Source organism: Acinetobacter sp. YH12021 (assembly GCF_013420145.1).
In the GTDB taxonomy this organism is placed as follows: domain Bacteria; phylum Pseudomonadota; class Gammaproteobacteria; order Pseudomonadales; family Moraxellaceae; genus Acinetobacter; species Acinetobacter towneri.
In genome coordinates, this window is record NZ_VOYT01000003.1 from 197799 (window position 1) to 212322 (window position 14524).

Annotated in this window: 18 protein-coding genes; 9 read left to right on the forward strand and 9 right to left on the reverse strand. The window is 41.4% G+C overall.

What is annotated here, in order from left to right:
- Positions 1 to 108: 108 nt before the first annotated feature.
- The 3 genes from rpmG to FTT91_RS04950 all read right to left on the reverse strand — a co-directional run bounded on the left by rpmG (position 109) and on the right by FTT91_RS04950 (position 2129).
- Complete coding sequence (gene rpmG, locus FTT91_RS04940) at positions 109 to 264, reverse strand: 50S ribosomal protein L33 (protein ID WP_004976146.1); 156 nt, start codon at positions 262 to 264, stop codon at positions 109 to 111.
- Positions 265 to 280: 16 nt separating this feature from the next.
- Positions 281 to 517 carry a 50S ribosomal protein L28 gene (gene rpmB, locus FTT91_RS04945; RefSeq protein WP_004976147.1) on the reverse strand — a complete coding sequence of 79 codons (237 nt, stop codon included), beginning with the start codon at positions 515 to 517 and terminating at the stop codon, positions 281 to 283.
- Positions 518 to 680: 163 nt separating this feature from the next.
- The gene (locus tag FTT91_RS04950) at positions 681 to 2129 is read right to left on the reverse strand and encodes a coniferyl aldehyde dehydrogenase (protein WP_180169071.1); all 1449 of its coding nucleotides are present in this window, start codon (positions 2127 to 2129) and stop codon (positions 681 to 683) included.
- Positions 2130 to 2245: 116 nt separating this feature from the next.
- Here FTT91_RS04950 and FTT91_RS04955 point away from each other — a divergent pair, with 116 nt between their 5' ends.
- From FTT91_RS04955 to FTT91_RS04980, 6 genes are all read left to right on the forward strand, one after another.
- Entirely contained in the window at positions 2246 to 2947 is a 702-nt protein-coding gene (locus FTT91_RS04955; protein WP_004976150.1) for a TetR/AcrR family transcriptional regulator, read from the forward strand.
- A 91-nt stretch (positions 2948 to 3038) separates the two neighbouring features.
- Positions 3039 to 3905, forward strand: coding sequence for a formyltetrahydrofolate deformylase (gene purU, locus FTT91_RS04960; RefSeq protein WP_004976151.1), 867 nt, complete (start codon positions 3039 to 3041; stop codon positions 3903 to 3905).
- Positions 3906 to 4166: 261 nt separating this feature from the next.
- The gene (locus tag FTT91_RS04965) at positions 4167 to 4958 is read left to right on the forward strand and encodes an energy transducer TonB (RefSeq protein WP_180169072.1); all 792 of its coding nucleotides are present in this window, start codon (positions 4167 to 4169) and stop codon (positions 4956 to 4958) included.
- A gap of 20 nt (positions 4959 to 4978) precedes the next feature.
- Positions 4979 to 5602 carry a MotA/TolQ/ExbB proton channel family protein gene (locus FTT91_RS04970; RefSeq protein ID WP_096901723.1) on the forward strand — a complete coding sequence of 208 codons (624 nt, stop codon included), beginning with the start codon at positions 4979 to 4981 and terminating at the stop codon, positions 5600 to 5602.
- Positions 5602 to 6006, forward strand: a complete 405-nt coding sequence (locus FTT91_RS04975; protein WP_004976158.1) for a biopolymer transporter ExbD — start codon at positions 5602 to 5604, stop codon at positions 6004 to 6006. Before FTT91_RS04970 ends, FTT91_RS04975 begins: the two co-directional genes overlap by 1 nt.
- A 166-nt stretch (positions 6007 to 6172) precedes the next feature.
- Positions 6173 to 7111 (forward strand): DMT family transporter, encoded by a 939-nt coding sequence (locus tag FTT91_RS04980; RefSeq protein ID WP_136144062.1) that lies wholly within the window; start codon positions 6173 to 6175, stop codon positions 7109 to 7111.
- 146 nt (positions 7112 to 7257) lie between these two features.
- Here FTT91_RS04980 and FTT91_RS04985 read toward each other — a convergent pair whose 3' ends face one another.
- Positions 7258 to 8505, reverse strand: a complete 1248-nt coding sequence (locus tag FTT91_RS04985) for a YihY family inner membrane protein (RefSeq protein ID WP_180169073.1) — start codon at positions 8503 to 8505, stop codon at positions 7258 to 7260.
- Positions 8506 to 8619: 114 nt separating this feature from the next.
- Here FTT91_RS04985 and wrbA point away from each other — a divergent pair, with 114 nt between their 5' ends.
- Together wrbA and FTT91_RS04995 are read left to right on the forward strand one after the other, a co-directional pair.
- On the forward strand, positions 8620 to 9216 hold the full coding sequence (gene wrbA, locus FTT91_RS04990; protein WP_180169082.1) for an NAD(P)H:quinone oxidoreductase: 597 nt from the start codon (positions 8620 to 8622) through the stop codon (positions 9214 to 9216).
- Between the two features lie 286 nt (positions 9217 to 9502).
- On the forward strand, positions 9503 to 9694 hold the full coding sequence (locus FTT91_RS04995; protein WP_004976167.1) for a hypothetical protein: 192 nt from the start codon (positions 9503 to 9505) through the stop codon (positions 9692 to 9694).
- Positions 9695 to 9752: 58 nt separating this feature from the next.
- Here the strand turns inward: FTT91_RS04995 and FTT91_RS05000 are convergent, their stop codons facing one another.
- From FTT91_RS05000 to FTT91_RS05015, 4 genes are all read right to left on the reverse strand, one after another.
- On the reverse strand, positions 9753 to 10133 hold the full coding sequence (locus tag FTT91_RS05000; protein WP_373686103.1) for a hypothetical protein: 381 nt from the start codon (positions 10131 to 10133) through the stop codon (positions 9753 to 9755).
- Between the two features lie 283 nt (positions 10134 to 10416).
- Positions 10417 to 10992, reverse strand: a complete 576-nt coding sequence (locus FTT91_RS05005; RefSeq protein ID WP_004976172.1) for a xanthine phosphoribosyltransferase — start codon at positions 10990 to 10992, stop codon at positions 10417 to 10419.
- A gap of 128 nt (positions 10993 to 11120) precedes the next feature.
- The gene (locus tag FTT91_RS05010) at positions 11121 to 11834 is read right to left on the reverse strand and encodes a DUF3108 domain-containing protein (protein WP_004976176.1); all 714 of its coding nucleotides are present in this window, start codon (positions 11832 to 11834) and stop codon (positions 11121 to 11123) included.
- 145 nt (positions 11835 to 11979) lie between these two features.
- A complete protein-coding gene (locus tag FTT91_RS05015; RefSeq protein ID WP_004976182.1) occupies positions 11980 to 12654 on the reverse strand; it encodes a hypothetical protein in 675 nt (224 codons plus the stop codon).
- 275 nt (positions 12655 to 12929) lie between these two features.
- On the opposite strand from FTT91_RS05015, the gene FTT91_RS05020 reads away from it, so the two are divergent.
- The gene (locus FTT91_RS05020) at positions 12930 to 13787 is read left to right on the forward strand and encodes an energy transducer TonB (RefSeq protein ID WP_171062604.1); all 858 of its coding nucleotides are present in this window, start codon (positions 12930 to 12932) and stop codon (positions 13785 to 13787) included.
- A gap of 212 nt (positions 13788 to 13999) precedes the next feature.
- Here FTT91_RS05020 and ybeY read toward each other — a convergent pair whose 3' ends face one another.
- The gene (gene ybeY, locus FTT91_RS05025) at positions 14000 to 14482 is read right to left on the reverse strand and encodes an rRNA maturation RNase YbeY (protein WP_004976192.1); all 483 of its coding nucleotides are present in this window, start codon (positions 14480 to 14482) and stop codon (positions 14000 to 14002) included.
- Between the last annotated feature and the right edge of the window lie 42 nt (positions 14483 to 14524).

A 14524-nucleotide genomic window follows, 5' to 3' on the forward strand; every position in this document is an offset into this window, starting at 1 on the left:
CAAGCACAAATAGTGCCAAAAAAGAAAACGAGGAAATTTTAACAAGTGAGGCAAAAAAAGTGCAAAAAAAAACGACCTGAATAAGGTCGTTTTTTAAAAAAGCTAAAATTATTTGATTTTAGCTTCTTTGAAAACTACGTGTTGACGGATTTTTGGATCAAATTTTTTGATTTCCATTTTTTCCGGCATAGTACGTTTGTTTTTAGTAGTGGTATAGAAATAACCTGTACCAGCTGTAGAAACTAAGCGAATCTTATCACGCATTGTCCTGACTCCTTACTTAGATCTTTTGACCTTGAGCACGAAGGTCAGCAACAACCTTTTCAATGCCCAATTTGTCGATAATACGCATACCTTTAGTGGTTAAACGAAGACGTACGAAACGTTTTTCGCTTTCTAACCAGAAACGGTGGTTGTGCAGGTTCGGCTCGAACCGGCGCTTAGTTTTGTTGTTGGCGTGTGAGACGTTGTTACCAACGACTGGACGCTTGCCGGTAACTTGGCAAACCTTAGACATGGTGTAACTCCATTGATTTAGCCAACAGCAAATCTGTATGGCCAGTCAAAAATAAACGGATGAATTCATTCAAGGGGCGTTTTATATCAAAAATACGCTTAAAAGACAAGCGATTTTCTTCAAAAACAGCATGAGCTAGTTTGATAGCTCATGCCTTGATCAGTTAGCGAAGCAGCGTCTTCGAAATCAATCGATGAATCGGCTTATCAAATGGGGGAAGAATGAACTTCAAGCTATATAGCTTCGGATTAGACATTACCGACCGTTCATGTGACAAGCTGAAAAAACCTTCTGGACCGTGATATTTCCCCATGCCCGATGCACCAACACCACCAAATGGTAAGTCATCTTGTGCAACGTGGGTCAATACAGTATTGAGTCCGAAATGCCCTGAATGGGTTCGCTGTGCGACATAGTCGGCACGCGCCTGATCAAAGTCGAAATAGTATAAAGCAAGAGGACGCGGTCGGCTATTAATAAACTCGATTACATCATCAATTTGTTCATATTCTAAGATTGGCAGGACTGGACCAAAGATCTCATTTTGCATAATTTGCATGTCTGGACTGACATTGGTCAGTACCGTTGGTGCCATTTTACGGGTTGCAGCCACATTTTCACTTTGCGGATTAATTTCAATAATATTTGCACCTCGCTCACGTGCATCTTCTAAATAGCCCTGTAAGCGACGATATTGTTTGTCATTAATAATAGAAGTGTAGTCTTGGTTATCACGAATATGCGGATACATTTCGGTCACAAATTGCTCGAAATGCTCCATAAATTCGGCAGTTTTGCCTTTAGGCAAGAACATATAGTCGGGTGCAACACAGGTTTGTCCAGCATTCCAGAGTTTACCTACCGCAATACGCTGCGCTACATCGACCATATCGCTAGATGGATGCACCAAAACAGGGGATTTTCCACCTAGTTCTAAAATGACAGGCACAAGGTTTTGTGACGCGGCAGCCATTACAGTTTTGCCGACTTCGGTAGAGCCTGTGAAAATAATTTTGTCAAAAGGCAAATGACAGAACGCATCGGAAATAATACCGCCGCCATTAATTACTGCCACCAATTCCTGTGGAAATGCTTCGCTCATGGCGTTTTCCAGTACTTTACCAAAATGCGCAGAAGCACTGGAAATTTTGATCATGGCATGGTTGCCTGCAGCCAAAGCACAGATCAGTGGGCCTAAAGACAACAGTAGCGGATAGTTCCAAGGTGCAATAATGCCAATTACCCCTAAAGGTTGATACTGTACCCATGCTTTTGCAGGTTGGTGAATGATTCCGACTTGACGTTTAGACGGTTTCATCCAATTGCTTAGGTTTTTACTGTAGTATTTGATATGTTCTAAACAAGTCAGCAGCTCGCCAATTTTAGTTTCTGCAATGGCACGGTTGCCATAGTCACGATTAATCGCTTCAGCAAATTGGTCTTGATATTTCACAATGACACGTTTTAAGCGAGCTAAACGCTCAATGCGTTCTTTGGCACTTGGGACAGGATGACGCTGATAGGCATATTTCTGCAATGCCAAAATATCATCCAGACGTTGTAAATCGGGTGAATGAGGGGTCATTGAGGTTGTTTTTGTTTGACTGTTCATGGCATGTTACCATTCAATAAAAGCAATATAAGTTAGTTTTTAGAGTATTTACTCTAAACAGTCAAGTGACTTTATGTTTTCGCTCCCCCAAATTTTAAAGAATGGTTGTTTTTAGGATGTCACAAACCAAAACGTTGAAAACCAAAGAACGTATTTTGCAATTGAGTTTGCAATTGTTTAACGAGCGTGGTGAGCGTTCGGTAACAACCAATCATATTGCGGCAGAACTGGGCATGAGCCCAGGAAACTTGTATTACCACTTCCGCAATAAGAACGAAATTATTAAAGAGCTGATGGAACAATATCAGCAAGAAACTTTAGAAATGCTGGCTTTGCCTGAAAATCGTGGCTTAGATGCCAATGACAAAATTCGTTATTTTCAGGTTCTCAGTAGTCAGCTGTGGGCTTATCGTTTTTTGCATCGTGATGTCTATCATTTGGTCGAAACCAATGAAGATTTCCGCAAAATGTATCCACGTTTTGCAGGACAGGTCATGCAGCAGGGACAAAAAATTTATCAGGCCTTTGTGGATGCGGGTCTGATGCAAATGACTGAGTCAGAAATTGAAGCCTTGATTATCAATATTTGGATTGTGCTGACCAACTGGACGAACTTCTTATATATGTCGGGTCACATTACCGATTCAAACCATTTGGAAGAAAAATGGATTTGGCAGGCTTTACGTCAAATGCTGTTCCTTGAAGGGGCATATTTACGGGGTGAAAGTCGTGCAACCTATGAGCGTTTACTAGAAACACTAGGCACATCTGAACTGTTTGAGAGTTTATCATCCAGTAAAAATACTCAAGCCGACTAAGAGACTGAGAATGGCTATTTAGAATGTCTGAGAAACGCGCTAGAATACTCGGCTTGTTTTTCAATTTAACCAAGTAGTGGCTAAAAACAACATGAATATGACGACTGCGAATACTGCACGTTTACTGATTACCTGTGAAGATAAGCCAGGTATTGTGCAGGCTGTATCGAGCTTTTTGTATCATCAAGGAGCCAACATTACCGCGCTTGATCAATACGCAACAGAAGCTCAGGGCGGGCGTTATTTCATGCGGGTTGAGTTTGAACTGGATCACTTGCAAAGCCGTAAAGAAAGCTTATTGCAAACCTTTGCTTCTAACGTGGCAGAGCGTTATGAAATGCAATGGCGTTTGGCTTTGGTCAGCGATGTGAAAAAAGTCGGCATTTTGGTGTCTAAAGTTGATCATGCTTTGCTCGAACTATTATGGCGTCATTCACGTGGTGGTTTACCATGTGAAATTACCAAAGTGGTGTCGAACCATGACACCTTGCGTGAAGCGGTAGAAAACTTTGGTATTCCGTTTGAAGTAGTGCCTGTTAATAAAGAAAATAAACGTGAAGCTTACGCTAAAATTGATGAATTGATGCAAGGCAATGATTTGTTGGTATTGGCGCGTTATATGCAAATTTTGGATGAAGAGTTTGTCTCTAAGTGGGAAATGAAAGTGATCAATATTCACCATTCATTCCTGCCTGCTTTCGTGGGCGCAAATCCATATAAACAAGCTTATGAAAAAGGCGTAAAACTGATTGGTGCAACTGCACACTATGTAACAGCAGACCTAGATCAAGGTCCGATCATTGAGCAAGATGTAGAGCGTGTAAACCACGACTTTACGGTAGATCAACTGCGTGAATTGGGTCAGGATGTGGAACGTAATGTACTGGCACGTGCAGTTAAATGGCATTTGGAAGACCGTATTATTGTAGATGGCAACAAAACTGTTGTATTTCAATAGGGCAAAAGCTATCTAAAAATCGAATTAAAACATGCCGACATGGCATGTTTTTTTATGCTAAAATTGTAATGTTATAACATTTATTTAAACTGTTTTTAAAATAGCAAATTTATTGGATGATTCACGTTTGTTATTAAAAAATAGTTGCAAATGAAAACACTTCTCATTTATTATTGCGTTACTTTAATTGTGCTAACCGATCAGTTTGATCGTTCGGAACTGTGATGGTTTGGCAATTGCTTTTGAAGGTCGCTGACTTTAATGAACCAATCTCCCAACGCTATGCTACAAATGCCCAATGCCATGAAAAAGAAAGTTGTGACGGCTTTAGCTGTGGTTGCATTAGGTCATGTCGGTGTGTTGTGGGCATTGGGGCAAATGCAAACTCCGACCTTAAAGCCCATAGAAAAAGAACCTTTAAAAGTACGCTTTGTAAAAATTCAAGAACAGCCTAAACCGTTGCCACCGCAACCTAAGGCTGAACCACAGCCTGAAAAACCCAAGCCTCAGCCTGTAAAAGAAGTGCCTGTGGTAGAAAAACCGTTGCCACCGCCACCGAAAAAAGTAGAAAAAGTACAGCAAGTTAAAAAAGCAGAAGCCCCTAAACCCGTGGCGAAGCCCGTAGAAAAACCAGTCGAACGTGTGGTGCAACCTGCACCTGTAGCAACGGTGACTGAAACTAAAGTGGTACAGCCTGCACCGAAACCGACAGTTGCACCTGTTGCGCCAGCACCTGCTCCTGTCGCACCTTCTGCTCCAAAAACAGTGTCGATTGGCGGCTCAGGCGTGCAATGGAGTCGTTCTCCAAAACCTTCTTATACCAATCGTGATTTACAGGGAGAAACCCGTAACGTGGTGGTTCGGATTAAAGCCAATGAAAAAGGCGTGATCACCGATGCTCAAATTACGCGTTCTAGTGGTGTACCTGCTTTAGATCAAAAGATTTTACGCGCAGTGCGTAGTGCAAAATTCAAACCGTACAAAGAAAATGGCGTGGCTTATCCAATTCGTGCTGAGCAGCCTTTTGAATTGACATTGAACCCTAACGGCTAACCTTCAACAGGAGTTCGAGTATGAACTTTTCCGTCTATTGGCAACACGCAGATGCAGTCAGTAAAACGCTGTATTTCGTGTTATTGGCGATGTCGATTGCGACATGGACCATCTTCGCATTACGTTTGATAGGCACGCGCCAATTGAAGCAACAAGCTTATGCTCAACTGTCACAGGCTTTAAATCAGCTTAAAGCAAAACTGGTGCCCTTAAATTTTGAGCAGCGTAAAGCGGTTGCTGAGCAAGCCTTATTGCGTCAAATTTCGGTAGAAAAAGCATCGGCAGAAAAAGGCGTATCGGTACTGGGTACAATTGCGTCATTAGCACCGTTTGTGGGTTTGTTTGGTACAGTTTGGGGTATTTTCCATGCACTCGTTGCGGTTGGAAAAAGCGGTCAGGCGGGATTGGCTCAAGTGGCAACGCCTGTTGGTGAAGCGTTGATTATGACGGGCTTCGGTTTGGCGGTGGCGATTCCTGCCGTGATTGCTTACAACATTTGTTCGCGTGTGAACCGTACCTTATCTACAAATTTGCAAGATCATGCACATAGTTTGTTGATTGACACCATGTTGCAACAAGATTCTTCTGTTCAAAGAACTGAAGTGAATGCAACACAACAAAGTTTAGTGGGAGGTCAGGTTTAATGGCTTTTCAATTGGGTGAAGACAACGATTCAGGCATGAATGAGATGAACCTTATTCCCCTGATCGACATTATGTTGGTATTGATGATCATCTTTTTGGTGACAGCGACCGTTGCCAACCCATCTATACCATTAACCTTACCGCAAACCAGCGCAGAAATTGTTGATTTACCGCCTGAGCAAATTCAGGTCAGTATCAATGCCAATGGTGAAGTGGCGTGGGATGATCAAATCATTAGTTTAGATGAGTTGCAAACCCGCTTTAATGATGCTAGTCAGCAAGCTCAACAGCCAACCGTGGTGTTAAGAGCAGATAAAGATGCGCGTTATGATACTGTGGCGCAAGTGATGTCACGTGCGAGTGAAGCCGGACTCAGTGATATTGCTTTCGCAACAGATGATTAAGTTAATCCTTAAAAATTAGCGATCTATTTAGGTCGCTTTTTTTATGCAAAGTCGCACATAATGCCAAAACTCCTCAAGTACTCAATGATGTTGAATATCCAAAAGATTTAGGTTGAGTCCGCTGCTTACTTTAAAGTCTATTTTTTATCTCAGATCAGGTTCAGCCATGAGTTCACGCCAAGCACTTGATGCAAAAGCCAGCAGTATGATGCTAATTTTGTGTGTTTTTTGGGGTCTGCAACAAGTGGTGCTAAAAGTTGCTGCGGCAGATATTTCACCCTTGATGCAATTGGCACTGCGTTCAGGCTTGTCTGCTGTGATGGTGTTGCCTTTGTTATTGCTTGCAAGAAATACACAATGGGCTTCGACTGAATATCTGCCTGCAGGCATATTGGTGGGTATTTTATTTGCCGCAGAATTTTTTATGTTAGGGCAGGCGATTCAATATACTTCTGCGTCGCATGTGGTGGTTTTACTATATACCGCGCCTATTTTTGTGGCTTTAGCGTTGCATTGGAAACTACCTGCAGAGCGTTTATCTCGCTTGCAATGGGGCGGGATTCTGTTGTCTTTTGCTGGCATAGCGGTGACTTTTTTATGGCGTGATACTGTGCAACAAGAGAGCCACCAAAACTTCAGCCAGATGCTTTTTGGCGATTTACTTGCGCTGAGTGCAGGCATACTTTGGGCAGCCACAACTGTTGCGGTACGTCTAAGTCGTTTATCGGAAGCCCCTGCAACACAAACTTTGTTTTACCAATTGATGGGTGGTTTTTTGATTTTACTGCCGATGGCATGGTGGATGGGACAGGCTGAAATTCATTGGACAGCCTTAGCCATAGGCAGTTTGATTTTTCATGCGGTATTGATTTCGTTTATTAGCTATCTCGCTTGGTTTTGGTTGCTGAAACAATATTTAGCATCCAGTTTAGGCGTGTTTTCATTTTTAACGCCATTATTTGGCGTATTGTTTGGTGTATGGTTGTTGAATGAAAGCTTGAGCCAAAGTTTTATGATTGGGGCTGTTTTGGTCATGCTGGGGGTGTTGATGGTGAATGCTCAATGTTGGTTTAAACATAAAACCCAAGTACTAAAAAGAAAATAAGTATTTGCAGCTTTTCCATGAACTTGAGCAAGACTCAACATCAGCAATGTTGTCATGTAAAAATCATCTTCAAATAACCTAGTAGCTCAATACGGGTTTAAATTTGAAGATGGGTGATATTTAAAATCTAGCGAGCGCGTACAAGATTATTTTTCTTCAAAAATCTTAGAGAGCGGAATCGACAATTTGGCAGCCAAATAGTCATCGGTTTCACTGAGTACGGGGCCAAGTTTTTGCATCCATTCATCATCAGGATAGACATTGGCCAAGTCCTGACGACGTGGCAATGAATACGGTAGCTGTGAATAAAAACTCCAAAAATCTACCTGAGATAGATTACGCACCAACACAAATTCATCATTTTCTGTACGTTTAATTAAGTTTTGTTGTTCTAGCATTCGCACATAAGACGGCCAGCGGCCGATTTCGTTATGTCCCAATACATGCAGTGCTTCAGCTTCAGAGACACTTTCTCCGCGCATTTGCTTTTTATAAAACAATTCCAGCAGGTCCAGTAACATGAGCAACGGGTGGCATTTTTTCTCGCGTCTAGCTTCAAAAGCGGTCAGGGCAAAACTAATTTCAACACCCAAAAGCACAATATTCCAAGACAGAAAAATCCACAGTAAGAAAATAGGTACGGCAGCAAATGCACCATAAATAATTTCATAACTAGTGAAGTTGGACATAATAAAACCAAACAGGTTTTTCAAACATTCAAATACAACAGCACTGAATATTCCTGCAATTAATGCGGCTTTAATGGGTACGCTGCGGTTGGGAATGGTCCAGTTCAGAATAAAAAAACCCAAAATGGTCAGTGCAAATGAAATCAGCCATAAAATAAATGCTCCATTGAGCTCATAACCTGCAAAGTTATTACTCAGCACATTCATAGAAGCCAAAGTTGAGGAAATGACAAAAGCACTGCCCAGTAAAATAGGGCCTAGTGAGATAATGGTCCAATAACGCATAAAACCTACAATGCCGCCACGAGTTTCCTTCACCCGCCATATTCGGTTAAACACAGTTTCAATACTAGTCAGCATCATCACCGTGGTCACAAATAAAAACAAAATCCCGATGATAGTTAAATTACTGGATTTGTCGGTAAAGGCATTTAGGGCTTTATCAAAGGCGATGGTGGTTTTAGGTAAAAAATTGCTGTAAATCAATTGTTGTAATTGTTGCCGTGCGGGTTCGAGTGCCTTAATGGATGAGATGATCACCAAAAACACAGTGAGCATGGGTACAACGGCAAACAGGGTGGTGTAGGTTAAAGAGCCTGCTTGTTCACGGCAGCGATCTGCTTCAAAGCGACGCAGCACAAATAAGATAAATTGAAACCATTGTTTGTCATAAAAAGGCAGTTTCTTTAAATATTCAACGATCATACAGTGGCTGTCTCAACTTTTTTAATCATCTTTATCTGTTTTCATGGTTAAGCTTAACCAAAAAAGCAGCAAAATACCGTATAGTTTTCATTTTTAATCTGATTTCTTAGCATGATGCAAGCATATATTTTAGTTTTGTACTTTAGTAAATATGGTTCTACCAAAGAAATGGCACATTTAATTGCCAACGGGGTAGAAGACAGTGGCATGCCCGTTAAAATTAGAACTGTGCCCAATATCTCTACCGTGGTGCAACAAGCCGAGCCTAGTATTCCTGCCGAAGGCGATATTTATTGCACTTTGGATGACTTGGCCAATTGTGCAGGTTTGGCTTTAGGTTCACCTACACGTTTTGGCAATATGGCATCTGAAATGAAATATTTCTGGGATCAAACCACTAGTCTGTGGCTGAATGGCGCATTGCACAATAAACCTGCCTGCGTTTTTACCTCATCGGGTTCGATGCATGGTGGACAGGAAAGTACCTTATTGACCATGTTGCCGCCATTGTTTCACCACGGAATGATGATTATGGGATTGCATAATGCGCATCCTGCTTTATCAAATACCAAAACGGGCGGTACGCCGTATGGTGCAACGCATGTGAGCGGCCCGCGCCACGATCAGGCTTTGAGTCAGGATGAAAAAATCCTTTGTGAAGCGCAAGGACAACGCCTAGGTGAAATGGTAAAAAAATTACAGGGCATGTGAGATTCTTTCTTTAATTAAGATGAAGCGTAAAATGTGGATATCGTTTTACGCTTTTATCTTTTGTACTTGAATTCGATTGGCTTATGTAGCATTGAGCGTGCTAAAAAATAAGTTTACTTTTCACCTAAAATCACCATTTGCAGTGATATTCAGTTTTTCTCTTTTCACGTCTAATAACCGCTTTAAAAGCAGAGTTTTCTGTCACGGTTCACGCAGCATTTTTTTGCAGACAGATGTATTGAGCACAACGGACTGCTGTAAAAATGAGAGATTGAGGAAAGTGAAAATGAATAAGTGGATGCTGATTGGGTTAGGTCTAATGAGTTTAGGGTGTTCATGGTCGAGTGTTGCAGCGACTGAAATTGTGCATAGTCTGAGTTTTCCAGAAGAACAACGTATTGAAAAACAACCTGCGGAAGCACAGTATTTAGCGGCACAAAAAACTGTGATGACTTCTGCAAGCAGCACTGCAAAATAAAAAGATGCAATCAAAAAGTGCTGCAATGTGCAGCACTTTTTTTGAAATTGATTTAGGGTTACTTAGAGTTGCTTGGCTGTTTCAACTTTTCTTTAAAGCGGTGTTTACATTTGAGGCATTGAAAATCTAGAAAAATATTCTGATCAACAATTACACCTGCTTTTTTACCAAAGCGATGCCCAAGAAAACCACCTGTGATTCCCACGCTAATTGCCCCGACAAATGTTCCAATGGTGCCGCCCATAATCACGCCCAATGGCCCTGCGGCTGTACCAATTGCCGCACCAATAGAAGCTCCCGAAGCTGCGCCGCCCACAGTACCTGCTGCTGTACCTGCAGAGCCTAATAACACGCCACCAATTTTTTGTAAGTTTTGTTCATGGTTGCGTTTTTCAACTTGAATTGAACCACATTTTGGACAGACGATACTGTGTTCCATCAACGGATTGTCTTGTGTCATGACTTTAAAATGCCTTGTACTCATGTCGCATGCATCAATGCACGTAGACGACCTAAAGAGTGCTGTGTAGAGCTGCAATCTGAAAAGAGCAGACTGCTTAAACACTGTTATTTCAAGTGCAGCATGGCGTAGCACCACAGTTTTGTAAATAAAATATATGTAAATGAGTTGTTTAAGTTTGAAAAAAAGCATAAAAAAGAGCGCCTAAGCACTCTTTGATCATAAGGTCTAAATGATGAAACAACATCAGTTTTAATCGACCTTAATCGCGTACAAATTCAACAGTACCGTTTGCCAAAGACTTTACCCGTGCCAATGATTCAACACGATAGCCTTTTTCAAGCAATAATTCACGACCCGGTTGGAATGATTTTTCAATCACAATCCCAATACCCACGACTTCTGCATTCGCTTGATGGATTAAATCTGCCAAACCAAGTGCAGCTTGACCATTTGCCAAAAAGTCATCAATCACCAAGACTTTGTCGCTCGCGCTGATATGTTTGTTTGAAATGGCAATCGTGCTTTCAGTTTGCTTGGTAAATGAAAATACTTTAGAGCGGTATAAATCATCTTTTAAGGTTAAAGATTGATATTTACGTGCAAAAATTACAGGTACGCCAAGCTCTAAACCTGCCATCACAGCTGGTGCAATGCCAGAAGCTTCGATGGTAATAATTTTGGTGATGCCTGCATCTTTAAACAAACGCGCAAATTCTTGACCAATTTGCTGCATCATCACAGGGTCAATTTGATGGTTTAAGAAAGAGTCGACTTTTAGAACCGCTTCAGATAGAACGATACCTTCGGCTAAAATTTTCTGTTCTAGTGCATGCACGGGAGAATCCTCAAGAGCAGGTGCTTTTCAAAGCAAAAGCGTATTTTAAAAAGCACCTGAAAAAATGCAAGAACAATTTACCAAATGGTGAATAACTGCCAAGCTTTGCTCAGTAGTTATATTCTAAATTAGTTGGTCGGGCCTTTATAGCCTGTGAGTAATAATCCATAAGACTTGTCTTTGTCTTGGTGGGTAACTTTGACAGGCAAGTAGTCAAGTTTTGGTGCCAACCAGAAAATCGTATCACGGTTTGGTTTGTTGTGTTTCAGCACCACTTTAATGGTATCAAAAGTACCATAACTGGTTTTGATTTTTTCTGAACCTTGCTTAATAAAGCGACGTGATTCCACCTCTTTATTATCGGCAATATAGTAGCTCGATTTTAAACCGCCACTTTTTAAGTCTTCACGGATTTGCAGTTCCGCATTCAACTCATCCAACACGCCCGCTTTCCACGCAAAAGAACGGGTGTCGCTGTCCTTTTTGGTGTTAATGGTTTTCGCTGAAGGATTGAAGTTAATACTCATGGTGTTGTTATGCACCAAAATCTTACTGCTGCGGCTAAAGCTAGATGAGCCAATTTTGCCATTATTAAAACTAAAACGGCTAGTTTCTGTAGCAGAGGCAATCACGCCTGCTTTGGCAGCAAACACATAACTCCATTGGTTACCTGTTTGGCTTAAAGTACGTGTTGCAGAACCTAAGTTTTTACCATTGTAGTTAAATTGATAACTGGCTTGGAAAGGACTCATGGCAAAAGTTTGGCTAGAGAAACCAGCCAAAAACAGTGCTGTAGACACACCGGCTGCCATACCCATTTTTTTCAATACATGATTTGCCATTGCTGAGATATTTCCTCTGTATGTAGGGAGATGCAATTTGCTTGCTTGTTGCCATTATACGCGTTGAATATGAAGAGAAAATTAGGAATTATGCGGCTTGTGTAGTTTTCCTGTATGTATTCTCTTCTAAAGTTTCAGCTTAGCTTTATTTTTGTTTCAGCGGTGTGACTTGCGTATCTGCAAGAGATTCTTCCACATCTTCTAGTCTTTCTTCAGACATTTTGCGGAACAACGCCGTTAAATTGACGTTGCCAGTGAGCACCAATTCCGCTTCACGTAATACCGCATGATTCACATGAACTTTGCTGAGTGTGTCAATGATAGAGCGGCTTTTGCCCAACCAGCGATTTAAATCTAAATGCAGCAAATCATCTTTGACTTTAATGACTTTGAGTTTTTCTAAAATCATGCCTAAAGGGTCATCATTGCGTATTTTTTGATAGTAAAATAAAGCGCACTTCACAGCGATTTTATGCAAAAAACTTGGATAACTTGCTTCAATCACCTGCGTGTCACTAATTTGTTCAAACACAATCAGCTGAGTATCTTTATTCAATTCCATCTGTACTAATTTTAAATCGACAGACAGAGTGATGTTCAAGCCGTTGTAATCTAGGGTTGCATAAAGACGTAACCAGTCGTCGTGTAAGTCTGCGTGCAGATCTTGCAACATTTTCACATTATCGGTCACAAAGCGCTGAAAAGTCGCATTTAAGAAGACCTGAGATAATGGAAATTCACGTTCATCCTCAATAAATCCTTCCGCTTTTTGGTACACTTGACGGATACGTTGAGAGATATTGGTGATCAGGGTTTGCATACGGCCGTCCAAGTCGTTCATTCATTCTTTACAGATACAAATATTTTGTTGAATTGTATTAAAAATACAGGCATAGAAGCTTGCAGTTTAGCAAAATAAGTTGCACCATTTTTAAGATTTTAAGGCTCAGTAGTCAGCTTTTTGATGAACTTCGCAGTTTTGCAGAAAAGCAAAAACTGAGCAAAGTAATATGCTCTTTAGTTTATACCGCATTTGGCGGCTTGGGGAATCAGACGTTTTGTCGGATTAATGTGATGCTAAAAAAAATTCAATTGATGCCTTCTACGCAAGATTGGTGGAAAGATCCTATTTTTGCTGCAGCGTTGCTGGTGGCTGCTGTATTGCACGCATTAATTTTGGCCGTGCAGTTTGCTGCACCGCAACAAAGCGATGCTGCGGTCAAAGAGATTGCGGTATCGGTACGCATGAGCGATGCAAAAGTTGAAGATGCAGATTTCTTAGCCCAAGCCGATCAGCAAGGTTCAGGTACGTTCCGTGAAGAACATCGCATGTCGAGTGATATGCCTGCACCCATGACTGAACAAAGTGCAGGGGAGCAGCAATTGGAAAGTTTAGAGCGTATGCAGCAACAGCGTGAATTAAACTTTGAAGAAAAAGTATTGATGACCACGCTCAGTTGGCAAAAACAGGCTGCAGAAAATCAGCGCAAAAAAGCCATGCAGGAGTTGAATAGCCAATTCCAAGCTAAGGCTGCCATGGTCGCCAGTATTGAAGCGCAATATTTACAACGCCAACAAAATTTTAGCCGTCAGCAAAAAATTAAAACCATCGATGGGATTCAGGCCAAGCAAGACAACACCGCTGGTTATATGGAAAAATTCCGTCAAAAAGTCGAATTTTATGGTAACCGTTATTATCCAGAACAAGCCAAAGCACAGAATTTGGCAGGCGAAGTACGTTTAATGGTGATTTTGAACAACAATGGTGGGATTCGTGCCATTCGTTTAATTGAAAGTTCAGGACATGCCATGCTAGATGAAGCAGCCAAAGCTTCGGTGCGTAAAGCCGCACCTTTTGGTGCATTTGATGCCAAAATGAAAGATATTTCTGAATTGCGGATTGTACGGACGTGGCGTTTTGACCCTGCTGAAGCTGAGTTTGAGGTGCGCTAGTTTTTCCCTCTCTCTGGCTCTCTCTCAAAGGGAGAGAGGACTTTGTGGACAAGTAACAAGAATCTACTCTCTGCTTTACGCAGCAATGTTCTTCTGGTATTTAGCAATCATGGGACTCTAATGAATGTTCTCCCTCCCATTGGGAGGGAGTAGTTTTAAACAAAAAAGCGAGCCTTAGCCCGCTATTTTTATGATTTTCTAAAACTTAAAATTCAATCTCTTTCCATGTATGGATTATCCAAACCCAACTTGGCAAGAATCTCAACTTCTAAAGCTTCCATTTCTTCGGCATCCTCATCTGAGGTTTCATGATCATAGCCCATAAGGTGCAGCGTGCCATGTACTAGCATGTGAGTGAAATGCGCTAATGGTGTTTTGGCTTGTTCTGCAGCTTCCTGTAAAACCACAGGAATACAAATTACCAAATCCCCAATAGGGAAGCTCGGCAAAACTTGTGCCATTTCATCGGGTAAATCGCTTGGGAAAGACAAGACGTTGGTAGATTTGTCTTTTTTGCGATATTCCAGATTGAGCTTGTGACTTTCGGCATGATCGACACAGGCAATTCCAATTTCACAATCACTTTGGGTGTCTATATGTCTTAAAGTGGTTTCGACTACTTTTTTCAGATAGGCACGTTTTAACACCAGCTCAGGCGCTTGAATGTCCTGTTGCAGGCTGAGACTTAATTTCAAAATGAATCCTTAATACTTCAGTAGGTTGCAGAGCGCACAGCG